The following is a 25,128-nucleotide window of genomic DNA, read 5'->3' on the forward strand; positions in this document are numbered from 1 at the left end:
CGCTTGCTAACGGGGCTGCCATATCCTGTCAAGAAACCTTAGCGGGCTTGCTGTCCAAAATATTGCACCGTAGCATTTGCGCCACCCCGCTGATTACTCCGTTCCGGGCAGGCCAACCAGCCCGCGCGCGTAGTCCATAGCGGAAAAAGGCCGCAGATCCTCTACCTGTTCGCCCACGCCAACGGCATGCACCGGCAGGCCGAACCCATCAGCCAGTGCGACCACAATACCGCCACGGGCCGAGCCATCCAGCTTGGTTACGACCAGCCCGCTCACGTTCACAAGTTCGCGAAAAACCCGCACCTGCTCCACCGCGTTCTGCCCCGTTGTGGCGTCCAGCACCAGCAGGACCGAATGGGGAGCACTTTCATCAAACTTGCGCATGACGCGGATAATTTTTGCCAGCTCTTCCATCAGGGCCGACTTGTTGTGCAGGCGACCGGCCGTATCCACGAACACAAGGTCCGCCCCTTCGGCCTTGCCACGCTTGAGCGCTTCGTATGCAAGGCCTGCGGCATCAGCACCCGGGGGACCGGCAATAACCGGGCAGCCCGTGCGCTCGCCCCAGATCTGGAGCTGCTCCACGGCGGCAGCGCGGAACGTATCGCCCGCCACCATCATGACCTTGCTGCCCTGAGCGGAAAAAAAGCGGGCCATTTTGCCAATGGTGGTTGTTTTGCCCACGCCATTGACCCCCACAACCAGCACCACATGCGGTTTGTGGGCGGGGTCGGGGGTAAACGGCACGGCTACCGGCTCCAGAATCCGGGCAATTTCTTCGGCCAGAGCCAGCCGGATTTCCTCATCCGTGACTTCGGCGCCAAAGCGGCTGGACCGAAAAGTCTCAATCACCTTTTCCGCAACGCCGGGGCCAAGGTCTGCGGTAATGAGCAGTTCCTCCAGTTCCTCCAGCGCCTCGTCATCCAGTTTGCGGCGGGTAAAAATACCCGTAAGCCCGCCACCCAGCTTCTGGGTGGAGCGGGACAGCCCCTCCTTGAGACGAGAGAAAAAACCAAGCGCCATTCTAGATCCTTTCCGCCACCAGTCCGCCCTCTTCCACCGAGATGGGCAGAAGGGAGAGAATATCCCCGACCGAGGCTTCGGCCCCGCTCAGGCGGACGGGTGCAAACTGCTCGCTATGTCCTGTTGTGGGGGTTTCCATCAGCACGCGCTGGGGCTGACCCAGCAGGCTTGCATAGTACCGCGCCGCAGATGCGGCCCCCACCGCCCGCAGGGCGGCTGCACGCGCCTTGCGCTGGGGCACGGGCACCGCACGCATGCGCGCGGCCGGAGTCCCCTCACGCTCGCTGTAGGGGAACACGTGCAGGTAAGGCAGCGCCATGTCCGCCACAAAGGCGCGCGTCTGCTCGAACAGGGCGTCATCCTCGGTGGGGAATCCGGCAATCAGGTCGGCACCAATGCCAATATCGGGCCGCAGGCTTCTGGCGCGCGCCACAACATGGGCGGCGTCTTCCACCAGATGGCGGCGCTTCATGCGTTTGAGAATAAGGTCCGCCCCGGCCTGCAGGGAAAGGTGCAGATAAGGCATGAACCGCGGCTCGGCCTCCAGCAGTTGCCAGATGTCCTCATCAATTTCCACCGGATCGACCGAGGACAGGCGCAGCCGCTCCAGTTCGGGCACCAGCCGCAGCACGCGGCGGCACAACTGCCCCAGCACGGGCTTGCCCGGCAGGTCCGCGCCCCAGGAGGTCATGTCCACCCCGGTCAGCACCACCTCACGGTAGCCTGCACCCACCAGTGCGCGCACCTGCTCCACCACAGCCCCGACCGGCACGGAGCGCGAAGGCCCACGCCCGAAGGGAATAATGCAGAAGGTGCAGCGGTGGTCGCACCCCTGCTGCACCTGCACAAACGCACGGGTGCGGCCTGCAAACTCGGTGACCAGATGGGCGGCCGTTTCCCTTGCCGCCATAATGTCGGACACGGCCACAGGCTCGGCCAGTGCCGCGGGGGACCAGCTTTCGGCCTTCAGTTTTTCCTCATTCCCCAGCACGCGGGTCACGCCGGGCAGGATGGACCAGTTTTCGGGGTGGATCTGGGCGGCGCAGCCGGTCACGACAATGCGGGCATCGGGGTTTTCACGATGCGCACGGCGGATGGCCTGCCTTGCCTGCCGCTCTGCCTCCCCCGTAACCGCGCAGGTGTTGACAATGATCACATTGCCCAGCCCCTGCGCGTGGTCACGCATGACCTCGCTCTCCCACGTGTTCAGGCGGCAGCCAAAGGTCAGGATTTCTGGCCGGGTGGTCATGATGGATAGGCGGCCAGATCAACCGTCCCTTCAAACGCTGTGGTGGCAGAGCCGGTCATGAGCACATGGCCCGTCTGCTCGGACCAGACAATGTGCAGGGTGCCGCCATCCAGTTCCACCGTGCAGGTCCGTGCGGCAAGGCCACGCCGCACGGCATTGACCACGGCGGCACAGGCGCCAGACCCGCAGGCCTCGGTCACGCCTGCACCCCGTTCATGCACCTTCAGGCGCATATGGTGCGGCCCGTCCATGCGGGCAAAGCCGATATTGGCCCGTTCGGGAAAAATGGGGTCGTGCTCGAGCGCATACCCCTGCGCCACCATGCCAAAATCGGAGACAAAAAATGTGGCGTGCGGGTTCCCCATGGAAGCCGCCGCCGGATCACCCGGCAAGGGCAGGTGCAGCGTATCCACCGCCATGGCCAGCGGCACATCCTGCCAGTGAGTGCGTGGAGCCCCCATGTCCACCGTAATCAGCCCGTCGGGGGTTCTGCTGGTGGGCAGCACGCCTGCACGGGTTTGCAGCACAGGTGTTGCATTGCCGCTACAGCGCCACACAAGATCGGCCACACAGCGCGAGGCATTGCCGCAGGCCCCTGCCTCCGACCCGTCGGGGTTGAAAAAGCGCACAAGCACATCTGCCCCATCCGCCGTGGGCGCGCGCAGGGTTACAAGCTGGTCGCAGCCAATACCCCGGCGGCGGTGCGCCAGAGCTGCAATACGGCCGGGGGTCAGGGGCAGGTCGCCCGTCCGCTCGTCGAGGATGACAAAATCATTCCCCAGACCGTGCATTTTGTAAAAAGAGGTCAGCATTGCGCGCCTTATATGCCAATTCAGACCGGGATGCCATGCCCCACCCGCACGCGTAGGCGCTGCACTGGCCTGCAAGGCATAGCATGGCGCGCCCCCTGCTGTCCCGGCCTGTATGCGCCGGGTGGGAGTTAGATAAAGCGGCCCGGCGCGCCGCGCTGGAGCACCTCGATCCTGTAGCCATCCGGGTCGGTCAGGAAAAAGAACTGCCCGACGACCGTGCTCTCGTGCTGCATGGTTTTAACCGGCGTAACCGGGTGGCCCGCAGCCTGCATGCGCGCGTGCTCGGCCACCACATCCGCCACCGAAACCGCCAGATGCCCATAGCCGTCTCCCAGAGCATAAGGCTCCGTGCGGCCGTGGTTGATGGTGAGTTCAAGCTCAAAACTCTGCTCGTCATTGGCCAGATAGACCAGAGTAAAACTGTCAAACTCAAAACGGCCAACCGGAGCAAGACCCAGCGTATCGGTATAGAAAGCAACAGATTTCCGTTCATCCAGCACACGCAGCATGCTGTGGATCATTCTGGCCATAAAGACTTCCTTTTTTCCAATGCCCTGATTTTTTAAACTCTACTGCGTCTTTTTTAACGACAGCCGCGTTTGTTCTGAAATTATTTTTTAAGCATGTCTCTCTTTACTAAGGGGGTGCTAAAATGGTTCTGATCTAAACAGGTTCCCGCATAACACTTGTCAGAAAATGAAGAGAGCATGCGCATCTTGAAGTCCCTGCACGCCTCTTGGGCGCACTGCATGAAAGCCAGCCTGTGTATGGGCACAGTCCTGGCCTCCGGCCCCCTGCTGCTATGCCTTGGCGCACCAGCCATGGCCGCGGGAGACGAAGCCTCGCTGGACGCGCTGGAGCAGCAGATTGCGCGCATCCAGTCCGAACAGAAAGCTCTGCAAAAAGCTCTGGTGAGCGTGCAAAAACAGATTGCCGCCCACCGCTCTATCGCCCATGCGGGGGGTGCTGCGGCCCATCATGGCCTTGCCGCCCACCAGCTTGCCAGCCTGGACGCCGCCGACCATGAAGCAGGCATTGCCGTACACTCCGCCGATCATGAGGAAGAAGCCGGGGTCCACCACCTTGTGGGCGGCGGGCACTTCCATACCGGCGGGCCAGACGCCCAGCCTGTGTTCGGGGGCGCGGATGACACGCCAACTGTGGAATCCGTAGTCGGCCACCGCGCGGAAGACGTGATCTCCCGTCTGGCGGAAAACGGTGTGGGACCCCACTCGCGTGAAACGGCGGGCGCACAGGCGGCAGGCGCGCTGGGTGACCACGGCGTGTTCCACCTTGGTCCCGTTACCCTGATCCTTGGTGGGTTTATTGATGCCTCGGCCGTGGAGAGCAACCGCCACACAGCCAGCGGCACCTTCAACTTCTGGCAGGCCACACCCTTCAGGAACGAACCGCGCTACCATACCGACAACTTCGAGGGCAGCGCGCGTTACAGCCGCCTCTCGCTCATGGCGCGTGGGAATATTGACAATTACTCCACCATTTCGGGCGTGTTCGAAATGGATTTTGGCGCAGGCGCCGATACCACCGATGCCTATGAGAGCAACAGCTACTCCTTCCGCATGCGTCAGGCCTATCTTGCGTATGACAACAGCAAGGAGAACTTCCACTTCCTTGCCGGGCAGGCATGGAGCATGCTCACCCCCGGCCGCGTAGGGATTATCCCCCGACAGGAAAGCCTGCCTGAAACCATAGAATCCTCCATGCTGGCGGGGCAGACATGGGCGCGTCAGCTCCAGTTCCGCTTTGTAAAGGACTTCCTGAACCATCGCCTGTGGACCGGCCTTTCGATTGAGAACTCGGCAACGCTGTACAGCACCGGTTCCTTCAGCAATGGCACATCGGACGGGCAGGTGATCATACCCGGAGGGCAGACCGTTACCGTGGGGTCCAGCGGCGTGGGCCTGACCAACGATGCCCTGTTCCCCAACGAAATCGCACCCGATGTGATTGGCAAGATCGCCTGGGACCCGCACTGGGGCCATTACGAAGTGGAGGGCATTCTCCACTTCCCGCATGACCGCGTTTCCACCCTTGGGGCGGGGCAGAACCATACAGCCGTGGGCGGTGGTGGCGGCGGGTCCATGATCCTGCCGGTTATTCCGCACAAGGTGGAAGTCCGGCTGGCGGGGCTCGCAGGCTACGGCATTGGCCGTTATGGCTCGGTCCTGCTGCCAGACGCCACACTCAAGGCCAATGGTGCGCCCTCTCCCCTGTTCTCCCTGCAGGGCACGGCGGGAATTATCGCCCACCCCAACCCGCTCATTGACGTGTATGGCTATTTTGGCTACCAACAGGCCGGTCGCAGCTACTTCTCGGAAGGTGGTCAAGCCTACGGTTACGGCAACCCTGCCTATAACAACACAGGGTGCTATACCGAGCTGAGTGGTAACTGTGCGGCTGGCAGTAACATCCATAGTGTTATGGAAGCCACAATCGGAGCGTGGTATCGTTTCTTTAAAGGCCGTTATGGTACGGTGGAAGCTGGTGTGCAGCTTGCCTATTCGCGCATTCATGCGTGGGACGGCAACGGTGGCGCGCCAGACACCAGCCTGAGCGAACTCTTTATGGATTTCCGTTACCTACCCTTCCAGTAAGGATGTCTTTTACAGGTTGCCGGGGCGCTGCGGGTCAGCAGTATATCCCCCCGGCACAAGAGAGAGGTCTTTCCGGACAGGACGCTTTATTCCCTCTCTCCTACCTGTTTGTCTGGACCTCTTTATATGCCTTTCCAAAATGCTCCCGCCCCGCTCGCCCAGGCTCTGGCCGCGCGCGGGTTTGAAGCCCCGACCTCTGTTCAGGCCGCCATTCTGGCGGATGACGCCAAAGGCCGCGACCTTCTGGTTTCCGCCCGCACGGGTTCGGGCAAGACGGTCGCCTTTGGCCTGTCCCTTGCGGATACGCTCCTTAACGGCGCGGAACGCTGTGGCCCTGCTGGCGCACCAATGGCGCTGGTCATCGCCCCCACGCGTGAACTGGCTCTTCAGGTCCGCAGCGAGCTGGACTGGCTCTATGCCAAGACCGGCGCACGGATCGTCTCCTGCGTAGGGGGAATGGAACCCCGTACGGAAGCCCGCCATCTGTCCGCTGGCTGCCACATTGTTGTGGGCACGCCCGGCCGCCTGTGCGACCACCTCAAGCGCGGCAACCTCGACCTGTCGCACCTCAAGGCCGCCGTGCTGGACGAAGCGGACGAAATGCTCGACCTCGGCTTCCGCGACGAGCTGGAAACCCTGCTGGACGCAACCCCCAAGGACCGCCGCACCCTGCTGTTCTCCGCCACCATTGCGCGTGAGATCGCAGGCCTTGCCAAACGCTACCAGCATGATGCGCTGCGCGTGGATACGGTGGGCGCCAACACCGCCCATACAGACATTACCTACCGGGGCATTCTGGTGGATCAGGGCGACATGGCCCGCGCGGTGGTGAACGTGCTGCGTCTGGTCGACTCGCCCTCCGCCATTGTGTTCTGCCACACGCGTGAGGCCGTGCGCCAACTCCAGCATATTCTGACCGAGCGCGGTTTTGCCTCTGTCGCCATTTCAGGCGATCTGGGACAGAACGAGCGCACCCGCGCCATTGAAAGCCTGCGCCACGGGCAGGCCCGCGTTTGCGTGGCGACCGACGTGGCCGCGCGTGGCATTGATATTCCAGATCTCGGGCTGGTTATCCATGCCAGCCTGCCGTCCAACCCGGCCACATTGCTGCACCGCTCGGGCCGTACGGGCCGTGCGGGCAAAAAGGGCACCTGTGTTCTGCTAGTTCCGCCCGCACGCCGCCGTCTGGCCGAACGCCTGCTACAGGCCGCCAAGGTGACGGCGGAATGGAGCGGTGCCCCCACCCCGCAGGCCATTGCCGAGGCCGATGCAGAGCGCCTTCTGGGCGCGCACTTCCTCTCGCTCCCCCCTTCGGAGAACGAGAACATTCAAGCGCTCACCGCCCGTCTGGTGGCCGAGCATACGCCTGAGCAGCTTGCCACCGCCCTTGTGGGCCTGTGGCGCAAAAGCCTGCCCGAACCCGCCCAGATCCGCGTGATTACGCCAGACGCCACCCGCACCCGTGGCCCGCGGGACGAAAACGCCCCCCCGCGTGAGCCGCGTGAACGCGCACCCGACATGAACGGAAGCTGGTTCCGCCTTTCCGTCGGCCGGGCAGACCGGGCAGACCCCAAATGGCTGGTGCCTGTTCTGTGCCGTCTGGGCGGCATTAAAAAGCAGGATATTGGCGCGATCCGCATTGTAAACGACCATACGCTGGTCGAAATCGCACAGGACAAGGCCGAGCGCTTTGCCGCCTGCGCAGCAGCCGCCGATGCGGATGAAATGACCGTGGAACCCGCAGAAGCCCCCCGCAAAGGCCCACCCGGCACGGGAGGCGGTGGCCGCCCCCCGTTTGGCGAACGCCGTGGCCCGCCAAAAGGTCGCGCCAATTTTGACCGCAAAGGCCCACCGGCTGGCAAAAGCGGCCCGTCCTCGCGCAAGCGCAAGTAAGCTGCACACACCCACCCCCTTTCCTGCTGGAGAGGGGCCTACTCAAAAAGGCTGCCCCCCGGTAAGGGAGCAGCCTTTTTTGTGGTCTTAAGCGCTCTGGCCCGTGGCCAGCCTGCCCTTACAGGGAGGGGAGAGACGGCAGGGCGGTTGCGTTGTTCACATCCGACTTCAGCTGGTCTTTTTTGCTCTTCCATGCGTTTTTGGCGCCGTCAGACGCGTTGTTCAGACGGTCCTTCACATTTTTTTCCGCATTGGTCACGTTATTGGTGGCATTGGTCAGCTTGTCACGCTGGGCCAGAATTTTCTGCCGTTCGGTCGTGCTGGCGCTGTTCCAGCGATCTTTGACGGTTTTTTCCGCGTTGTTCAGTTTTTCCGTGGCGTTCGCGCCCGTGCTGGTCAGCGCGCCGCCTTTGGCCAGCAGTTTTTCACGCTCGGCTTCGGTTGCGCTGTTCCAGCGCTGTCTGGCCTGATCGCGCACACCGGATGTAAACTGGCTACCCGCGTTTTTGGCGGACTCTACCTGATTGTTCACGCCCTGCTGGACACAGCCACTCAGGGACAGGCACGGATCAGCATGCGCAACAGACGCGGCACCCGCAAAGGCAACCAGAGGCAGTCCAAGAAGCGCAATTTTCCGGAGAGAGAGCATAAATATTCCTTTCCTGTGTTCCACACCCTCACAGTGCGAACATCGGTTCTGTGTAAGACATGGGATTGGGGCAAAAAATAGTCCAGCCCACCCTTGCAGGAACACGTTTGCGCAAGCAGCATGGCTCCCGAGCAAAAGCCTGCAAAGGAAGATACAGCCGTGACCACACACCCAGCACCTTACAACCCTACCCGCGCCCGCGCTGGTCTGTGGCCCGGTCTGCCCCTCTGCCTTGCGCTCTGCCTGTCCACCACATCGGCACTGGCGGCCACAGCCCCTACCCTCCCCCAAACGACCGAGGCAGGCCAGCCCACCCAGCCTCCCAGTGGCACAGACACATTCCATGACGCAGCCGCCATGCTGCCCAAGGATTCGGTCACCCACCATAACGGCACCTTTGGTGGGCAAAAAATGACCTACACCGCAACGGCAGGCACGCTGACCCTGCGTGACGATGCCGGCAAACCCACAGCACGCATGTTCTATACCGCCTACACGCGGGACGGAGCAGACCCCGCGCACAGGCCGGTCGTGTATTTTTTTAACGGTGGTCCCGGCGCGGGCACCGCTTACCTGCACCTTGGGGCGGCTGGCCCGGTCACGCTTGATTTTCCCACAGGCAACCCCGCCGATGGGGCCAATGCACAGATCAGGCCCAACCCCGAAAGCTGGCTGAGTGCTGCTGATCTGGTTTTTCTGGACGCACCGGGCACGGGCTGGTCGGTCCCGACCGACCCCAAACAGGCGGACAAGCAGTTTTATGGCGTCAGGCAGGATGCCAGAACCTTTGCCAAAGCCATTCAACTCTGGGCCAACGCCAACAAACGCCTGACCTCCCCCCGCTACCTTGCGGGAGAAAGCTATGGTGGCCTGCGCGCCATAGAGGTGGCCAACGCGCTGGCCGAAGACCAGAATATTCTGCTCAACGGCATCATCATGATCTCCCCTGCACTGGACATGACCCTGCTGGATACGGAAAACAACATTCTGGCCGAAGCCTTTGTGCTGCCCTCGCTTGAAGCCGCCAATCTGGCCCTCCAGCACAAGCTGACCCCCGAGAACATCTCCCAGCATCTGGACACGGCATACCGGTACGCCATGGGGCCATATCTGAACACACTGGCAGGCACGCCCCCCACGGGGGATGATGCGGAGGATTTTTACGAGGCCGTCGCCAACCATACCGGCATTGATCAGGATATTATTACCAAACAGCGCGGCATGCCCCGGCCAGAGGCGCACGACATACGCAGCCGCGATGGCCGCCTGTATTCGCTGTATGACGCGACACTCTCCATTGCCGACCCCTTCCCCGAGGGAGTGGATAACGGAGAAAGCCCCGACCCCATGCTGGACGGGTTTGGCCACGCCTATGGCAGCGCCTTTGAGCATTACGCCACCGCCGAACTGCGCTACCAGACAGAGCTAAGCTACAACCTACTCAACGACGCCATCAGTCAGGCATGGGACTACCGCGACTCAAACGCCCCCATTGTACGCCCCATTCCCACCCTGCGCCGCCTGCTGGCCCTTAACCCCACCCTGCGGGTGTTCATTGCCAACGGTGCGTATGATCTGGTGTGCCCCTATGCTTCCTCCCGCTGGGTGGCGGAGCATATTCCCGTCGGCCGCAGCCACATTGGCCTGCATGTCTACCCCGGTGGGCACATGCTCTATACCCGCCCGGACAGCCGTGCCGCCCTTGCGCGCGATGTCCGCACTTTTCTGGCTCCCTGAGCCAGAGGGCACGTAACGCTCCACCCCTTAAACATACGGGGCCGCGCACGCACCCCAGCCCTTCCAGCCCCAAGGCGGTAACGGCTGGCCCACGTAGGGGGCACATCCCTCCGCGCCCCCAAACGCAAAACGGGCGGGGGGACCAAAATCCCCCCGCCCGTCTGCCGAACGAAAAACCGAAGTCCGAACCGGATCAGCGCTTGCTGAACTGGAAGGAACGACGGGCTTTTGCGCGACCGTACTTTTTACGTTCAACCTGACGCGAATCGCGGGTCAGGAAGCCAGCAGCCTTGAGGATGCTGCGCAGTTCGGGTTCGTAATGGGTCAGCGCACGGCTGATCCCGTGACGAACCGCGCCAGCCTGACCGGACAGACCACCACCGGTTACGGTGCAGACCACGTCAAACTGGTTGTAACGGTCGGATACGAGGAAGGGCTGGGTGAGCAGCATACGCAGCACAGGGCGTGCGAAATACTGAACAACCGGACGGCCGTTAACGGTGACTTCACCTTTACCCGGCTTGATCCATACGCGGGCCACGGCATCCTTACGGCGGCCAGTGGCGTAGGAGCGGCCCTGTGCGTCACGCTTTGCTTCGTAAACCGGAGCGGAATCGGCCAGAACCGGTGCAACGGTCTTCAGATCGGCCAGCGTGCCTGTGCGTTCCTGAGTTTCAGACATTGTCTCAGCCCTTCTGAGCGTTAACGACGTTTTTGCGGTTCAGCGCCGCAACGTCAAGCACCTGGGGGGTCTGACCACCGTGGGGGTGTTCAGCGCCAGCATACACATGCAGGTTGCGCATCTGCTCACGCTGGAGCGGACCACGCGTGATCATGCGTTCAACTGCCTTTTCGACCAGATGGCCGGGGTGCTTGCCGTTCAGGCGCTGCGCCACAGTGCGGGTCTTGATACCGCCAGCATAGCCGGTGTGGTAATGAAAGAGCTTCTGGTCCGCCTTGTTGCCGGTCAGCGCCACTTTTTCGGCGTTGATGACGACAACATGGTCACCGCAGTCAACATGCGGTGTGAACTGAGGCTTGTGCTTGCCGCGCAGGCGCGTGGCGATGATGACGGCGAGACGACCCAGAGCGAGACCTTCGGCATCGATCAGGATCCAGTTCTTCGTCACCTCCGCGGGCTTCAGCGAGAGGGTGGTCTTCATGACACTGATTCCATATGAGAACAGTTACGTATTGATGGCGCGTTATGATGGGTGGCGCACGGGCAGTCAAGAGGTATTGCAGTTAATGACCGTATTTTCAGGCAGTTTTCTCTAGGTAACATGTTACCGTGGCGCCGCTTGCCCCTCACTCCCGCATGCACTAAAGCTGAAGGCTGTGGTGAAAACAGCAGGATTTCCAACGCGTGAAGAAGAACGTTCTTGTCACGGTCTCCAGTATTGCCATTCTTGGCGGGATCGCATGGTTTGGCGCCCACCACGCAGAACGTGTGATGGTTGATAAAGGGATCGAACGCTTCAAACAGGCGCTGGGGCCGGATGTCTCCTTCACCTACACGCGGGCAAAGCCGGGCCTGCTGGGCCGCAGCGTGCGGTTTAACGGCCTTGTTTTCCGTCAGGGGTCGGAGACCATGACCGCCGATGAGGCGGAACTGACCAAACCCGACACGCAGGATTCCGACGTAACCCGGATTCACCACCTGAGCTTCCGCAACTTCCAGCTCGCAGACACCACAGGCAGCCTGCACCTGAAAACCATGGAAATGGACGATCTGGCCCTGCCCACCAAGGCCGCGGACCCCACCGCCCCCGACATGCAGACCCTGAGCATCGGCCATGTACAGGCAACCGGCCTGCACGGCTTTGTCAGCGCCCTGCAATCCGACCTGTCGGCAGAGAGCGCCAGCATGGACAATTTTGGCGCGGACGAATCCTCACATCTGGAGGCCCGCAATGTGCAGCTTTCCACCGATGCCGCTCCGCCGCGCCATATAAAGGCCGAGTCCATGAGTGTGGATGGCGTAGCCCTTGCCGACCTGTACAAAACCCTGACCACGGGCGCCCCCTACACCGCCCACACCAATACACGCGATATCAGCATTGACCAGCTGAGCATGGATGGCACGACCGCGCTCCTGCGGGCAAAGCGCGTGCTGTCTCACGCAACCCATACCGAGACCACGGAGCAGGAAGTCTCCAGCATACAGGGGCTGGAACTCTGGCCGGACGTGCCCAACATGGGCTGGATGCCCTCACTCGGGTATGACCATTTTGTGGGCGATGTCGTGCTCAATGACACGTACACACCCAAAACCGGCGCCCTGCATCTGGAAACCCTCAGCATCGATTCCGCCAATATGGGGCGGCTGCATATTCACGGTGAACTCGGGCAGGCGACATCCGCCTCCATGCTGGTTGACAGTAATGCGGGCATGCAGGTGATCACCCTCACGCTCGACTACATAGACCACGGGCTGGTCCCCAAAGCACTCGGAGCCATTGCCGCGGCCCGCGACCTGCCGCCGCAGGGTCTGCTGGCCTATGTGCAGGCCCAGTCGGCCACGGCGCAGAATCCCGCCTTCGCCAGCTTTTTCCACTGGCTGGCCAACCCCGGCAAACAGACCCTGAGCGTTACCTTGAAGCCGGAACAGCCCATGCCGATCATGCAGGTCGCCGCCTCGCTGGGTGGGCTTGCCTCCATGCCCGAACTGGCACAAAAAATCGGGCTGTCCGTTCAGGCGCACTAACGCCGCATAACCCGAGCAGCCAGCAGGCACACGCAATGCGCTCCCCCCAGCCTCCCCCGCACCCCGTACATGTTATCGGCGCATCCGGCCGGTCGGGGCGGGCCGTGTGTCAGGCACTGGCCCTGCGGGGCACGCCCGTTGTGCCTGTTATCCGCAATCCCGCCCGTGCTGTCGGCCTGCCTGCCCCCCGCATTGCGGATCTGGACGGCCCAACCGGCCCGCTGCGCGCCGCACTGGCTGATGCAACGCGTATTATCTGCACAGCCCATGCCCGCCATATTCCCGCACTTCTGGCTACAGCCCCCGCCACAGCCCGGCTGGTATGCCTTGGCAGCACGCGCAAGTTCACCCGCTGGCCGGATGCACACGGCAAGGACGTGCTGTTGGGGGAACAAGCCCTGCTGGCCTCTGGCCACTCAGGCGTGATCCTGCACCCCACCATGATTTACGGCGCACAGGGCGAAAACACCGTGCAGCGGCTGGCCGCGGTGCTGCGCCTGCTCCCGTTTACGCCCCTGCCCGGTGGGGGGGGCGCTCTGGTGCAGCCCATCTGGCAGGGGGATGTAACGGCCTGCATTCTGGCCGCCCTGAACAGGGCATGGGATGGCCCGCATAGTCTGGTGATTGCGGGGGCAGACGCCGTGCCCTACCGCCAGTTTGCCGCCATGGTGGCCGCAGCCGCAGGGCTTGCGCCACGCCCGACCATACCCGTGCCCGCAGGCCTGCTGATGGCCCTGGCCCGGTTGAGTGCGTGCGTGCCCGGCCTGCCCCGCATTGGCCCGGACGAAATCCGCCGCCTGCTGGAAAACAAGAATTTTGATATTACCCCCATGCAAACCACACTGGGAGTACGGCCCGTTGGGCTGGCCGAAGGGCTGCACCATACGTTTTTTGCACTGGGGCCAAAAACCCCGCAGGCCTGACGCCCACGGGGTAGCGCCAACAAAAACGGACACCCTGACCTTTTGAAAGCCAGAATGCCCGATCCTGCGGCAAACCCTGCGGTGTTAGTGCCCACCCCTGCCGGGGACTGGCTTATTCAGGCTGTTCCACATTGGTACGGGCCGCACCGCCGCGTGGGCGAACGGATGGCAGCATTTCCCCCGTGACCGCATAATACACACGCTCAGCAATATTGGTGGCGTGGTCCCCGATCCGCTCAAGGTTTTTGGCGACAAACAGCAGGTGGATGCACGGCCCGATCTTGCGGGGGTCTTCCATCATGTAGGTCACAAGTTCGCGGAACATGGTGGTGTACAGTTCGTCCACCGCCATATCGGCCTTCCATACTTCCTGCGCGCGCTCGGCATCGTTCTCGACCATGGATTCCACGGCCATGTGCAGGTTTTCCTGCACCAGACGCGCCATGGCCCGCAGAGCGCTGAAGGAAACAGCCCCGTCCAGCACTTCCACCTTGCCCGCACGGCGCGCAATGGAGGAGGCGTAATCCCCGATCCGCTCAAGGTCGCCGCTCATCTTGAGCACGGCCACAATGACGCGCAGATCCACCGCCATGGGTGCACGCAGGGCCAGAATGCGGATGGCCAGCATTTCGGCCTCGCGCTCCAGTGCATCCACTTCGGGGTCCAGCTCCGGGGGTTCCAGAGCAGCTTCTTCATTCTGGTTTACCACGGCGGCTATGGCCTGAGCGGTCTGCCGCTCTACAAGGCCACCCATGCGCGCCACAATGCCACGCAGCCGGTCCAGTTCCTGATCATAGCGGGTAATGGTATGTGCGGGTTCGTTGCCCATAACGCTTTCCTCCGTGCCCTGTGCTCGGCGTTTAGCCGAAGCGGCCTGTAATGTAGTCCTGCGTCTGCTGTTCACGCGGGGTGGTGAACATACGGGCGGTGCTGTCCACTTCGATCAGGCGCCCCATGTAGAAAAACGCCACCTGATCCGCACAGCGGGCAGCCTGCTGCATGTTGTGCGTGACAATGGCAATGGTGAACTCGGTTTTAAGTTCGTCGAGCAGTTCCTCGATCCGGGCGGTGGAAACCGGGTCCAGCGCGCTGGTTGGCTCGTCGAGCAGGATCACTTCGGGGCGTACGGCAATGGTGCGGGCAATGCACAGGCGCTGCTGCTGCCCGCCGGACAGGGCCGTGGCCGAAGCGCTCAGCCGGTCCTGCACCTCTGACCACAGGGCCACGCGGCGCAGGGCGTCTTCTACCCGTCCGTCCATTTCGGAGCGGGAGACACGCTCATGCAGGCGGATACCAAAGGCAATGTTGTCATAGATGGACATGGGGAAGGGCGTGGGCTTCTGGAACACCATGCCAATGCGCGAACGCAGAACGTTCAGGTCCACCCCCGAATTGAGGATGTTCTGCTTGTCAAAGATCACCTCACCCGTGGCGCGCTGGCCGGGGTACAGATCGTACATCCGGTTGAGCACACGCAGCAGGGTGGATTTGCCACAGCCTGAAGGGCCGATCATGCCCGTAACACTGCGCTCGGGGAAATCGAGAGAAATATCATGCAGCGCGTGGGACGTGCCGTAATAGAAGTTCAGCCCCCGAACCTGCATGGCTACAGGGGATTGCACGTCCCTGCTGGCGGCGGTGCTGTCCAGCGGTTGGGTCATGCCTGCAGCTTTTACGGGAACCTCTATGCTCATGACCGTCCTCCGCGGGTTCCGACCCGCACTACAATATTGATAATCAGCACACCCAGTGTCACCAGCAGCGCGCCGGTCCATGCCTGCTGCATCCAGTCCTGATAAGCGGAACCGGCATACTGGTAGATGGCCACGGGCAGGCTGGCCATGGGGCGCCCGAGGTCAAGCGACCATTCGGAATTGCCCAGCGAGGTAAACAGAAGGGGGGCTGTCTCCCCCGCAACACGGGCGATGGACAGCAGCACACCGGTCATGATGCCCGCCCGCACGGCCCGCACACAGATAAACAGGATAACCCGCCATTTGGGCGCGCCCAGCGCAATGCCTGCCTCGCGCATGGCAACCGGCACAAGGCGCAGCATGTCCTCGGTCGTGCGGACCACAATGGGCATGGCCAGAATGGCCAGCGCCACAGCGCCCGAAAAACCGGAGAAGTGCCCGAACGGGACAACCAGCATCATGTAAATGAACAGGCCGATCAGGATGGAAGGGGCAGAGAGCAGCATATCCGACACAAAGCGCACAATGCGCGCCATGCGGCTGCCAGCTCCGTATTCGGCCAGATAGATGCCTGTCATCAGCCCTGCTGGCGCACCGATCAGAATAGCCAGCCCGGTCTGGATAAGGCTGCCCATAATGGCGTTGGCCAGCCCACCGGGCTGCCCTGGCGCCGCCATGGACAGGGTGAACAGATGCACGCTCAGGCCCGCCAGACCATTTTTGAGCAGGGTCCACAGAATGGAGCCGAGCATGAACACCACAATCAGCATGCCCAGCCAGCTCAGACCCGTGGCAAGCCTGTCGCACATATGGCGCCGCCAGAGCAGCGAGGCGGAGCGGTCCGCCCGCATGAGGGTATTGTTCGCCTTCATCCTCAACGTCCTGCTGCCTGTTCGCCACGGGCCAGCAGCCAGCGGGAGAACCAGAGTGTTACAAAGGAGATGGCCATAAGAATGGCCCCCAGCGCCATGAGGGAAGCCAGCTTGAGGCTCCCTGCCGGGCTTTCGGGGAATTCAAGGGCGATCAGCGAGGCAATGGTGTTGGCCGGTGCAAACAGCGACCAGCCAATGTGGTTGCTATCCCCGATCACAAAGGTCACGGCCATGGTCTCACCCATTGCGCGGCCCATGCCCAGCACAATGCCGCCCACAACCCCCTGACGGGACCATGGCAGCACCACATGGCGCATGACCTCCCACCGGGTGGCCCCCAGCCCGTACCCGCTCTCACGCAGGACGGCGGGCATGGACAGGAACACATCACGCATGACGGCGGTAATGGACGGGGTGATCATGACCGCCAGAATAAGTGCTGCCGTAAACAGGCCCGTGCCAAACGGCGCACCCGCCACAAGGGCGGACAGACCGGGCACATGGCCAAAAAGCTGGCGGGCGGCGGGCTGCACATAATGCGCCACCACCGGCACCACCACAAAAAAGCCCCACATGCCAAAGATGATGGACGGCACGGCTGCCAGAAGCTGCACGGCCATGCCAATGACCGAGGCGGCGGCGGGTGGCGCAAGGGCGGTCAGCCAGAACGCGGTGCCAAAGGCCAGCGGCACGGCCACAAGGAGTGCCAGCGCACTGCTGATAACGGTGCCAAAAACCGGGGCGGCGGCCCCGAAATGCTGCGTGACCGGGTTCCACACCGCGGACACCAGAAAGCCCGGACCAAAGGTTGCAAACGCCTTCCAGCCACCCGTTACCATAACGGCAATAATGGCGCCCAGAACAACCAGCACGCCAACACCTGTTGCCGTAACCAGAAGCCTGAAGGCGGGATCACCCTTCTGCCCTCCCTGATGGGAAGAGGCCTGTTTCATCGCTGGCAGGGACTGCCGTGCGGGAATTTCCATCTGCTCTCCGTTCCGAACTATCAGCCGGATGGGGCGAGAAATACTGAACGCTGTGCACTCCTGCAACACGGAGACCCCATGAAAGTCCCTATAAACCGGGTTTTGTCACAAAACTGTAGTGTTATCAGGGACATTGGTGGACAGCGGACCGGCACCTCGCACATTCAGCCCCCGGCAACCGGGTACCTGCCCGGCCATTTCTGCATAATCCGGCCCTGACAGCCAGCACAATGTGGCGTAATGTGCCCACGCCCATGCCGGTGGACCCACCGCGCATACCCCACGACCCGATGCTTTACCCAGCACCACAGCAGAAGAGACCCCATAATGGCCGGCTACCGATCACGCACCACCACCCACGGGCGCAACATGGCGGGTGCCCGCAGCCTGTGGCGTGCAACCGGTGTCAAGGACTCCGATTTTGGCAAACCCATTATTGCCGTCGCCAACTCCTTTACCCAGTTCGTGCCCGGCCATGTGCACCTCAAGGATATGGGGCAGCTTGTGTGCGAGGCCATTGCCGAAGCCGGTGGCATTGGCCGCGAGTTCAACACCATTGCGGTGGATGACGGCATTGCCATGGGCCACGGCGGCATGCTGTACAGCCTGCCCTCGCGCGAGCTGATCGCCGATGCCGTGGAATACATGGTGAACGCCCACTGCGCGGACGCCATTGTGTGCATCAGCAACTGCGACAAGATCACGCCGGGCATGCTCATGGCCTCCATGCGGCTGAACATTCCGGTCATTTTTGTCTCCGGTGGCCCCATGGAAGCAGGCCGCGTCACACTGGATGACATAGAACAGCGCGCAGACCTTGTGACCTCCATGGTCGCAGCCGCAAGCCCGGGCGTGAGCGAGGCGGACTCCCTTGCCATCGAACGCTCCGCCTGCCCCACCTGCGGCTCGTGCTCGGGCATGTTCACCGCCAATTCCATGAACTGCCTGACCGAAGCCCTCGGTCTGTCCCTGCCCGGCAACGGCAGCCTTGTGGCCACCCACGCCGCACGCCGCAACCTGTTTGTGGAGGCGGGGCACCGCATTGTGGACCTTGCCCGCCGCTACTACGAGCAGGATGATGCCTCCGTGCTGCCGCGCAACATTGCCACCATGGCCGCGTTTGAGAACGCCATGTCGGTCGATATTGCCATGGGCGGGTCCACCAACACGGTGCTGCACCTGCTGGCCGCAGCGCATGAAGGCGAAGTGCCCTTTACCATGAAGGACATTGACCGCCTCTCCCGCAAGGTGCCGCATCTGTGCAAGGTCTCCCCCTCCCGCCCGGATGTACACATGGAAGACGTACACCGTGCTGGCGGTATTCCCGCCATTATGGGCGAGCTGGACCGGCTGGGCCTGCTGCACCGTGATGTGAACATGGTCCACGCCGCCAGCCTGCCCGAAGCACTGGATAAATGGGACATCCGCGCCCCCGGAGCCGAAAGCCGGACGGCAGCACGGGAGTTTTTTAGCGCAGCACCCGGCGGGGTACGCACCACGGTCGCGTTCTCGCAGTCCAGCACCTACAGAACGCTGGACACGGATCAGGCCAACGGGGCCATCCGCGATGGCGCGCATGCCTATAATCAGGATGGCGGGCTGTGCGTGCTCTACGGCAATCTGGCCGAAGACGGCGCGATTGTTAAAACCGCAGGTGTTGCCGCAGGGCTGGAAACATTCTCCGGCCCGGCCCGTATCTTTGAAAGTCAGGATGACGCGGTTGCCGCCATTCTGGGCAACAGGATCAACCCCGGAGATGTGGTGCTGATCCGCTACGAAGGCCCCAAGGGCGGCCCCGGCATGCAGGAAATGCTGTACCCGACCAGCTACCTTAAATCCAAGGGGCTGGCCGAAAAATGCGCACTCATTACCGATGGCCGTTTTTCGGGCGGGAGTTCGGGCCTGTCCATTGGCCATATCTCCCCCGAAGCGGGTGAAGGGGGCGTTATCGGTCTGGTGGAGGAAGGCGATACGATCGAGATCGACATTCCCAACCGCCGCCTGTCCGTGGCCGTGGCGGACAGCGTTCTGTCCGACCGCCGCGCACGGATGGATGATCTGGGCGATCAGGCCTGGCAGCCCAGGCGTGAGCGCGTGGTCTCCAACGCGCTCAGGGCCTATGCGGCCCTGACCACCAGTGCTGCCCGTGGCGCGGTGCGTGACGTAAGCCAGCTTACCCGCCGCACCCCGCGCTAATACGCGGTCCGGCAGCACACCGTAAAAACCCCCGCAGGGCAGCGCCTTGCGGGGGTTTTTACGTACCCGGTCCCCAACGTGCTCCGGACAGACGCCGGAGGCACGGGAGCAGGAACAGCAGTCAGTGCATGGGGGCGACCACATCCCCTGCCGGAGCGGCAAGCTGGGGGGTGGCCGGAGTTGGCTGCGGCACAACCTTGTTGGTCACGATATAGGTAATGGATTCGGCGCGGGTAATATCCACCACATCACCAATCTTGAGTGTTTTCAGGAAGTCCTGCATCGCTTTGGTGCGCAGCACCGCCACATGCAGGGAATCATCCCCCTCCGTGGTGAAGGAAATGGTGCTGGAGGGCAGGTCAATGGTCTTGATCAGGGCGCGTTCGCGGTTAAAGGCCGCAATAATGCCGCGTGGGTGACCATGCACAAAACCCCGCGCCGTGGTGAGCGTGGATTCGGGCAGGGGGCTGCCCGGAGCAGCAAGCTGCGCGCCCAGTGTTTCCACGAACTGGATCTTCAGTTCATCACCTTCATGCAGGTGCGGCACGTCCTTTACGGCCGCGCCGTATTCAATGGTCAGCAGGTGGCCATTGCCTTCACGCAGCAGCAGTTCGCGTGCTTCGCGGTCAACGCTTTCCACAATGGCGGTGGTCTGCTGGCTCTTGAGCAGAACAGATGCCTGCGCATGGGCCGCCGTTGGCATGGCCATTGTGGCCAGCCCCGCAAAACCGAGTGCACAGGCCGCAACAGACGCCGCAGCCTTGGAGGAAAAGCGGGAAACAAGAGGATGCAACACTCTCAATCCTTTCCGTCAGAAGCCTGAAGCAGACAGCGCCAGGCCAGATATGTTACTGGCAGTGATACAACGCCTGCACCATAACACAAGCCAAAGCGTTGCGTTGCGCGTTTGCATCGCCCCTGTGGCAGACCCGCCACCATAAAAGAAAAAACCCGTCTGGTCGGACCAGACGGGTTTTTGCCGTGTATCGGGCGTTCAGGAACAGGCCCGACGCGGGCTTAGCCGCAGCACTTCTTTTTACGGATGAAATAAACAACCACTGCAATCAGGCCCAGAGCCAGAATACCACGTGCACAGGAGGATTTGGGGCATTTTGCCATGTCTTGAGCTTCCTCAATATGGAGTTCCACCCAACATGGGTCGGGCGTTTCATTTCCGTTGTAGCCTAATTGGCGGGCCACGTCATGCCATCTGGCGCATATAACCACCGCCTGACCTCATGCCTGCCGCGCAAAATACTGATGGGCGTCAAAGCGTACGACAGACCACGGCGACGCAGGCCGGTAAACGTCACAATCTTGTTATGGCGCGGTACGGTTCCTGTCATCCTCCCCCAGAAGCTGGATAAGCTGGCGCAGGTCCGTAAGCAGAATACCCACTACAAAGCGTATGATCGGATCTGCCGTTTCATTCTCCGTTGGCAGGGCGGCCATGACCTCGGCGGCAATACGGCATTCATCCCCCGTGCGGGTTACGGCTTCGCTCTCACAACGCTGGATAATCCACTGGAAACCACGCAGCATGCCCGCGCGTACACTGGCCGCATGCTCCAGTTCCTTTGCCGTAGCACTCTGGGGCAGAACCAGCATGGCGCGGGCCACCACCAGCGCATCCATCTGCAACTGCCGTATGCTCGGGGGCAGGCGGGCCAGCATGGGGTCCCGCTCATCCAGCGGCCGCCAGTGTTCGCGCCGGGCCTCCTCCAGCGCGGCCTGCACCTTGCGCAGGGAGGCCGCACATTCGTCATTCATGTCCTGAATGACCGACCATTCCACATGCCCCGTGCGGGCCTTCTGCAACATGGCCACAATCTGGCGCACCGTAAGGGCGGCGTTGCGGAACGCATCGCGCCGGGCCTGTTCGTGCAGCACCACATACGTGACCAGCGTGCCCGCTCCAACCCCGATCAGAATAGCCAGCACGCGTTCGATCGGGCGCAGGTAGGGGTCGTTATCAGAGGGAAAGAGTATGGCCACCATAAGCGTGACCACACCCATGCGGGCCTCCGGCTTCCACGATACCAGAATGGCCAGCGGCACAAACGCCAAGGTAAACGCCCCCCAGAGCGGCCAGTGCGCAAACATGAGCAGCGTAATGGGCACAATACTGACCGTAGCCCCGATAAGCGTGCCCACAAGCTGGTCACGCCCCTTGGAGATCGTGTCCGTAATGCTGTTCTGGGTCACAATGACCGAGGTAATGAGCGCCCATGCCGGTTCCTGCAGGTTGGTCAGCCAGGCGACAGCTCCCGCCACCCCCACGGCACTGACCAGACGCACGGTCTGGCAGACGGTGGCGTTGCTCAGCCACCGCGCCAGCCATGGGCAATACCGGACCATATCCAGCACGGGCGCGCGCCTGCCCGTTAAAAGTGCAATCAGGGCGCGTCCTCCGCGCTCAGGGGGAAGGGAATCCAGCGCAGGCCATCCGCATCATGCACCAGAAGCAGAACCGAACGCTTTTTGGCTTTGCGCGCGGCCTCTATCCGCTGTTTGAGGGCTGCTGGTGTTCCCACCTCGGCCTGCTGGACCTCGGTAATCACATCCCCTTCCTTCAGGCCCCGATCCGCGGCCGTACCATCGGGTTTGACGCTGGTTACCAGCACACCTTTCAGCCCGGAAGGCAGATTGTATTTCTGCCGCCCGGCCGCATCCAGCGGGCCAACGGTAAAGCCAAAATCCGCAAAGTTGACGGACGCCGCGGATTTGGGGGCCTCAGCGGGCTTGGCCGGAGCTTCATCCGGAGTTTCGGGCAGGGCGCCAATAGTCACGGGCACGTCCATCATCTTGCCATGCCGCCACAGGCCCAGTCTGGCCTGTGTCCCCACCGGCAACTGGGCGGACAGGCGCGGCAGGGCCTTGCCCTCAATCGGCTGGCCGTTCAGGCTCTGGATCACATCGCCCGTTTTAAGCCCCGCCTTGTCGGCCGGGCCATCTTTTTCCACCCCGGCCACCAGCGCGCCGGTGGGTGTGCTCAGGCCCAGCCCGTCGGCTATGTCCTGCGTGACGTTCTGGATACGCACGCCAAGCCACCCGCGCGAGACACGGCCGGTCTTGCGCAGTTGCTCCACCACGCCGCGCGCTTCGTTGGAGGGAATGGAAAAGCCAATACCCACCGACCCGCCGGAAGGGGAATAAATAGCGGTGTTCACCCCAATGACGTTGCCATCCATATCAAACAGCGGGCCACCGGAATTGCCTTTGTTGATGGGGGCATCGGTCTGGATGAAGTCATCATACGGGCCTTGGTCAATATTGCGCCCGCGTGAGGAGATAATGCCCGCCGTAACCGTGCCGGACAGGCCAAACGGGTTGCCAATGGCCAGAACCCAGTCCCCCACCCGGTGGTGTTCACTATCCCCGAAGCTGACAAACGGCAGAGGCTTTTTGCTGTCCACCTTGAGCAGGGCAAGGTCCGTGCGGTCATCATGCCCCACAGCGTGGGCGCTGAGCACCGTATTGTCCTGCAAGGTTACCGTTATGCGGTCTGCTTTGCGGATCACGTGGTTATTGGTCACGATGTAGCCGGTCGGGTCGATGATAAAGCCCGAACCCAGCGCCTGCATCCGCCTTGGCGGGGCATTGGGGTCGGTCTGGCGGTTCATGAAGTCATGGAAAAACTTCTCGAACGGGGAGCCCTGCGGGAAGTTGGGCATCTGGGGAAGCTGGTCGTCCTCGTCATCCTCCTCCGCATCCGCTTCACGCACGGTCTGGGTGGTGGACACATTGACCACGGCAGGCAGCAGCCGGGCCGCGAGGTCGGCAAAGCTGTCAGGCGCATGGCCTCCGGCGGCCACAACCGCAGGCACGGGAGCCTCCGCCGCATGCAGCGGGGCAGATACCCCAAGGCCCGCCACCAACAGGGTGGAGAGGGAAACGGAGCAGAACAGACGGACGGACACACGCATGGACAACACAACTTTCTGCCGGGACAGGACAATTCTCGAACACTGAAGGGTAAGGTTATTCATGGCGTGCCAAAACGGCAAGCATGGCCTACCCCCGCGCAGGGTCCGGGACTGCAACGGGAGCAGCCGGAGCCACCGGCCGCCCGGCCCGTGCCCGTGCGCGCCGCCGGTCCAGCCATGAGGCAAGGCTGATCAGAATAGCCAGCCCCACGACGTTTACCGCAACCTGGAGGGCCCAGCCCTCCCCAAAGGTGCTGAAGATCAGCCGCGCATACAGGTCCAGTATGGTGCCAACCACAAACACCTCAAGCGAACTGCGGCCAACACGGGCCAGTTCCTGCCCTACCCACGATTCGGCCGCCCACTGCCGCGCAGGCTCGGAGGACTGGACAAGGTAGAAAATGGCGATCACATCCAGCAGCCGCAAAGGCGAGAGCCAGCTTTTGGCCGGGGCCAGCGTGTCTCCGAACGGGCGCAGGTCCGGCAGGCCCCACAGAGCCCACGGAAACGCCTGAATGGCCGAGAACAGCAGATACACCCAGCACAGCGCCACAAGGGCTGGCACACGTTTGAGGTCGCGGCCACGCTGATCGGTCTGGGCGGAGGCGGTCAGCCCGAGCGCGAACAGGAACTGCCACGCCAGCGGGTTGAAGTACCAGCCATCGGGGTCCAGCCAGTTGGGAAAATTCAGCCCCGGGTCCATGTTCACCAGCATCCACAAGGCCCCCGAAAGCAGCAGGGCCAATGAACGATGAACCCGCATGAGCAGGTAAAAAACGGGGAACCCGGCCAGCAGCACAAGGTAGAGCGGCATGATGTTGAGGTTGCTGGGCAGGGCGTCAAACATCATCACCCGCCAGACCCAGCCCAGACCATGCGCCAGTTCCGGCTCCAGATAATCGACCGAAACAGGGGTAAAGTGCCGCCAGCTCCGAACCGTAAACACATACGCCATGACCATAATGGTCTGACCGATGTAGAGCTGCACACAGCGTTTGAACAGGCGTTGCAGGGTGGGCAGCACCCCATATTTGGTAAAGCCCCGCCCATAGGCCAGCCACGACGCATAGCCCGCCAGCAGCACAAACACCTCCGCCGCATCGGCAAAGCCGACATTGCGCATGGTAAAGCGGTTGAGCAGGTTCTGGGGAATATGGTCTATGAACATCATCAGCAGGGCAGCACCACGCAGGGCGTCAACCCTGTGGTCGCGGCGGCTGCGCGGGGGAACCGCCGCCGATGCCGCAGGGGCGGCTTCCCCACCCGGCCCTTGCGTGTACGCACCCATGGCGGGTGCTACCTGCACCGTGCCAGCCTTGTCCGTGTGTGCCTGCATCTTACCCTTTCGGCACCGCCCTGCCTCGCCCGTTGGTTAGTCCCCCGCTGTTCCTCTACCCATACCACCCTGTATGTGCCAGAAAAAAGGCGTTATAATTCCGGACCGCCCCAAAGGCGCACCTCTTCTGTGCCGTATTCTCCCCCCGACTACGGCATTGTAACCCCCACGGCATAGGATCAAGACCCTTGGCGCAGACCGCTCCTTTTTCTTCTGACACGCTGATGGATCTTCTCAGAACCATCAGAACGCCACAGACCGGGCTTTCCCTTGCCAGCGCCGGGCGACTGGAAAGCTGCACGGTGGATGACGACGGCCGCCTGACCCTGACGCTGACCGTCCCGCGCGAGCAGGCTCCCGAACTGTCCGGCCTGTGTGATGAAGCCGCCCAGAAGCTGCAAACCCTGCCCAACGTCACCAGCGCCACCCTTATCCTGACCGCGCACCGCCCCGCAGGTGCTCCGGAGCCGAATACCGGCCCACAGCGCGGCACACCCGCCGCAGCCCAGC

22 protein-coding genes are annotated in these 25,128 nt (G+C 62.3%); 7 read left to right on the forward strand and 15 right to left on the reverse strand.

Annotated elements, in window-relative coordinates; translation table 11 throughout:
- Window positions 1–93: 93 nt before the first annotated feature.
- The 4 genes from ftsY to AB2L51_RS10430 form a co-directional block, all read right to left on the reverse strand.
- Window positions 94–1,023 (reverse strand): signal recognition particle-docking protein FtsY, encoded by a 930-nt coding sequence (ftsY, locus tag AB2L51_RS10415; RefSeq protein WP_395581940.1) that lies wholly within the window; start codon window positions 1,021–1,023, stop codon window positions 94–96.
- 1 nt (window position 1,024) lies between these two features.
- Entirely contained in the window at window positions 1,025–2,272 is a 1,248-nt protein-coding gene (mtaB, locus tag AB2L51_RS10420; RefSeq protein WP_395581941.1) for a tRNA (N(6)-L-threonylcarbamoyladenosine(37)-C(2))-methylthiotransferase MtaB, read from the reverse strand.
- Window positions 2,269–3,084, reverse strand: coding sequence for a diaminopimelate epimerase (gene dapF / locus AB2L51_RS10425; protein WP_395581942.1), 816 nt, complete (start codon window positions 3,082–3,084; stop codon window positions 2,269–2,271). The genes mtaB and dapF overlap by 4 nt, the downstream gene beginning before the upstream one ends.
- Window positions 3,085–3,212: 128 nt before the next feature.
- Window positions 3,213–3,614: a VOC family protein gene (locus AB2L51_RS10430; protein ID WP_395581943.1), complete on the reverse strand. Its 402-nt coding sequence runs from the start codon at window positions 3,612–3,614 to the stop codon at window positions 3,213–3,215.
- A 219-nt stretch (window positions 3,615–3,833) separates the two neighbouring features.
- On the opposite strand from AB2L51_RS10430, the gene AB2L51_RS10435 reads away from it, so the two are divergent.
- Both AB2L51_RS10435 and AB2L51_RS10440 read left to right on the forward strand, forming a co-directional pair.
- Complete coding sequence (locus AB2L51_RS10435) at window positions 3,834–5,699, forward strand: hypothetical protein (RefSeq protein WP_395581986.1); 1,866 nt, start codon at window positions 3,834–3,836, stop codon at window positions 5,697–5,699.
- Between the two features lie 126 nt (window positions 5,700–5,825).
- Entirely contained in the window at window positions 5,826–7,592 is a 1,767-nt protein-coding gene (locus tag AB2L51_RS10440; protein ID WP_395581944.1) for a DEAD/DEAH box helicase, read from the forward strand.
- 118 nt (window positions 7,593–7,710) lie between these two features.
- Here AB2L51_RS10440 and AB2L51_RS10445 read toward each other — a convergent pair whose 3' ends face one another.
- Window positions 7,711–8,241, reverse strand: coding sequence for a hypothetical protein (locus tag AB2L51_RS10445; RefSeq protein WP_395581945.1), 531 nt, complete (start codon window positions 8,239–8,241; stop codon window positions 7,711–7,713).
- A gap of 207 nt (window positions 8,242–8,448) precedes the next feature.
- On the opposite strand from AB2L51_RS10445, the gene AB2L51_RS10450 reads away from it, so the two are divergent.
- The gene (locus AB2L51_RS10450; RefSeq protein WP_395581987.1) at window positions 8,449–9,978 is read left to right on the forward strand and encodes a S10 family peptidase; all 1,530 of its coding nucleotides are present in this window, start codon (window positions 8,449–8,451) and stop codon (window positions 9,976–9,978) included.
- 193 nt (window positions 9,979–10,171) lie between these two features.
- On the opposite strand, the gene rpsI is transcribed toward AB2L51_RS10450, so the two are convergent.
- Complete coding sequence (rpsI, locus tag AB2L51_RS10455; protein WP_086646120.1) at window positions 10,172–10,660, reverse strand: 30S ribosomal protein S9; 489 nt, start codon at window positions 10,658–10,660, stop codon at window positions 10,172–10,174.
- 4 nt (window positions 10,661–10,664) lie between these two features.
- Entirely contained in the window at window positions 10,665–11,141 is a 477-nt protein-coding gene (gene rplM / locus AB2L51_RS10460) for a 50S ribosomal protein L13 (RefSeq protein ID WP_166113673.1), read from the reverse strand.
- 203 nt (window positions 11,142–11,344) lie between these two features.
- Here rplM and AB2L51_RS10465 point away from each other — a divergent pair, with 203 nt between their 5' ends.
- Together AB2L51_RS10465 and AB2L51_RS10470 are read left to right on the forward strand one after the other, a co-directional pair.
- Window positions 11,345–12,685 (forward strand): hypothetical protein, encoded by a 1,341-nt coding sequence (locus tag AB2L51_RS10465; RefSeq protein WP_395581946.1) that lies wholly within the window; start codon window positions 11,345–11,347, stop codon window positions 12,683–12,685.
- 35 nt (window positions 12,686–12,720) lie between these two features.
- Entirely contained in the window at window positions 12,721–13,608 is an 888-nt protein-coding gene (locus AB2L51_RS10470; RefSeq protein WP_395581947.1) for an SDR family oxidoreductase, read from the forward strand.
- Window positions 13,609–13,720: 112 nt separating this feature from the next.
- Here AB2L51_RS10470 and phoU read toward each other — a convergent pair whose 3' ends face one another.
- The 4 genes from phoU to pstC are packed head-to-tail and all read right to left on the reverse strand — an operon-like array spanning window position 13,721 to window position 17,160.
- The gene (gene phoU / locus AB2L51_RS10475) at window positions 13,721–14,437 is read right to left on the reverse strand and encodes a phosphate signaling complex protein PhoU (RefSeq protein ID WP_395581948.1); all 717 of its coding nucleotides are present in this window, start codon (window positions 14,435–14,437) and stop codon (window positions 13,721–13,723) included.
- 31 nt (window positions 14,438–14,468) lie between these two features.
- Entirely contained in the window at window positions 14,469–15,269 is an 801-nt protein-coding gene (gene pstB, locus AB2L51_RS10480) for a phosphate ABC transporter ATP-binding protein PstB (RefSeq protein ID WP_166113826.1), read from the reverse strand.
- 29 nt (window positions 15,270–15,298) lie between these two features.
- Window positions 15,299–16,174 (reverse strand): phosphate ABC transporter permease PstA, encoded by an 876-nt coding sequence (gene pstA / locus AB2L51_RS10485; protein WP_395581949.1) that lies wholly within the window; start codon window positions 16,172–16,174, stop codon window positions 15,299–15,301.
- 2 nt (window positions 16,175–16,176) lie between these two features.
- On the reverse strand, window positions 16,177–17,160 hold the full coding sequence (gene pstC / locus AB2L51_RS10490; RefSeq protein WP_395581950.1) for a phosphate ABC transporter permease subunit PstC: 984 nt from the start codon (window positions 17,158–17,160) through the stop codon (window positions 16,177–16,179).
- Between the two features lie 327 nt (window positions 17,161–17,487).
- Between pstC and ilvD the strand changes: the two genes are divergently transcribed.
- Window positions 17,488–19,356 carry a dihydroxy-acid dehydratase gene (gene ilvD / locus AB2L51_RS10495; protein WP_395581951.1) on the forward strand — a complete coding sequence of 623 codons (1,869 nt, stop codon included), beginning with the start codon at window positions 17,488–17,490 and terminating at the stop codon, window positions 19,354–19,356.
- Window positions 19,357–19,477: 121 nt separating this feature from the next.
- Here the strand turns inward: ilvD and AB2L51_RS10500 are convergent, their stop codons facing one another.
- The 4 genes from AB2L51_RS10500 to AB2L51_RS10515 form a co-directional block, all read right to left on the reverse strand.
- The gene (locus AB2L51_RS10500; protein ID WP_395581988.1) at window positions 19,478–20,065 is read right to left on the reverse strand and encodes a hypothetical protein; all 588 of its coding nucleotides are present in this window, start codon (window positions 20,063–20,065) and stop codon (window positions 19,478–19,480) included.
- Window positions 20,066–20,676: 611 nt separating this feature from the next.
- Complete coding sequence (locus tag AB2L51_RS10505; RefSeq protein ID WP_395581989.1) at window positions 20,677–21,714, reverse strand: FUSC family protein; 1,038 nt, start codon at window positions 21,712–21,714, stop codon at window positions 20,677–20,679.
- A gap of 38 nt (window positions 21,715–21,752) precedes the next feature.
- On the reverse strand, window positions 21,753–23,282 hold the full coding sequence (locus tag AB2L51_RS10510; RefSeq protein WP_395581990.1) for a DegQ family serine endoprotease: 1,530 nt from the start codon (window positions 23,280–23,282) through the stop codon (window positions 21,753–21,755).
- Window positions 23,283–23,370: 88 nt separating this feature from the next.
- Window positions 23,371–24,570 carry an OpgC family protein gene (locus AB2L51_RS10515; RefSeq protein ID WP_395581991.1) on the reverse strand — a complete coding sequence of 400 codons (1,200 nt, stop codon included), beginning with the start codon at window positions 24,568–24,570 and terminating at the stop codon, window positions 23,371–23,373.
- A 236-nt stretch (window positions 24,571–24,806) separates the two neighbouring features.
- Between AB2L51_RS10515 and AB2L51_RS10520 the strand changes: the two genes are divergently transcribed.
- A partial coding sequence (locus AB2L51_RS10520) for an iron-sulfur cluster assembly protein (RefSeq protein WP_400921846.1) occupies window positions 24,807–25,128 on the forward strand: 322 nt, incomplete at its 3' end.

The organism is Acetobacter fabarum (genome assembly GCF_040702925.2).
Classification (GTDB): Bacteria; Pseudomonadota; Alphaproteobacteria; order Acetobacterales; family Acetobacteraceae; genus Acetobacter; species Acetobacter fabarum_B.

Coding starts and splice junctions, on each gene's coding strand:
- pstB (WP_166113826.1), bottom strand. CDS start 15,269: ATGACCCAACCGCTGGACAGCACCGCCGCCAGCAGGGACGTGCAATCC.
- AB2L51_RS10435 (WP_395581986.1), top strand. CDS start 3,834: ATGAAAGCCAGCCTGTGTATGGGCACAGTCCTGGCCTCCGGCCCCCTG.
- ilvD (WP_395581951.1), top strand. CDS start 17,488: ATGGCCGGCTACCGATCACGCACCACCACCCACGGGCGCAACATGGCG.
- rplM (WP_166113673.1), bottom strand. CDS start 11,141: ATGAAGACCACCCTCTCGCTGAAGCCCGCGGAGGTGACGAAGAACTGG.
- AB2L51_RS10515 (WP_395581991.1), bottom strand. CDS start 24,570: ATGGGTGCGTACACGCAAGGGCCGGGTGGGGAAGCCGCCCCTGCGGCA.
- ftsY (WP_395581940.1), bottom strand. CDS start 1,023: ATGGCGCTTGGTTTTTTCTCTCGTCTCAAGGAGGGGCTGTCCCGCTCC.
- pstA (WP_395581949.1), bottom strand. CDS start 16,174: ATGAAGGCGAACAATACCCTCATGCGGGCGGACCGCTCCGCCTCGCTG.
- AB2L51_RS10500 (WP_395581988.1), bottom strand. CDS start 20,065: ATGGCCATGCCAACGGCGGCCCATGCGCAGGCATCTGTTCTGCTCAAG.
- phoU (WP_395581948.1), bottom strand. CDS start 14,437: ATGGGCAACGAACCCGCACATACCATTACCCGCTATGATCAGGAACTG.
- AB2L51_RS10430 (WP_395581943.1), bottom strand. CDS start 3,614: ATGGCCAGAATGATCCACAGCATGCTGCGTGTGCTGGATGAACGGAAA.
- AB2L51_RS10510 (WP_395581990.1), bottom strand. CDS start 23,282: ATGCGTGTGTCCGTCCGTCTGTTCTGCTCCGTTTCCCTCTCCACCCTG.
- dapF (WP_395581942.1), bottom strand. CDS start 3,084: ATGCTGACCTCTTTTTACAAAATGCACGGTCTGGGGAATGATTTTGTC.
- AB2L51_RS10440 (WP_395581944.1), top strand. CDS start 5,826: ATGCCTTTCCAAAATGCTCCCGCCCCGCTCGCCCAGGCTCTGGCCGCG.
- AB2L51_RS10505 (WP_395581989.1), bottom strand. CDS start 21,714: ATGGTCCGGTATTGCCCATGGCTGGCGCGGTGGCTGAGCAACGCCACC.
- mtaB (WP_395581941.1), bottom strand. CDS start 2,272: ATGACCACCCGGCCAGAAATCCTGACCTTTGGCTGCCGCCTGAACACG.
- AB2L51_RS10445 (WP_395581945.1), bottom strand. CDS start 8,241: ATGCTCTCTCTCCGGAAAATTGCGCTTCTTGGACTGCCTCTGGTTGCC.
- rpsI (WP_086646120.1), bottom strand. CDS start 10,660: ATGTCTGAAACTCAGGAACGCACAGGCACGCTGGCCGATCTGAAGACC.
- pstC (WP_395581950.1), bottom strand. CDS start 17,160: ATGGAAATTCCCGCACGGCAGTCCCTGCCAGCGATGAAACAGGCCTCT.
- AB2L51_RS10470 (WP_395581947.1), top strand. CDS start 12,721: ATGCGCTCCCCCCAGCCTCCCCCGCACCCCGTACATGTTATCGGCGCA.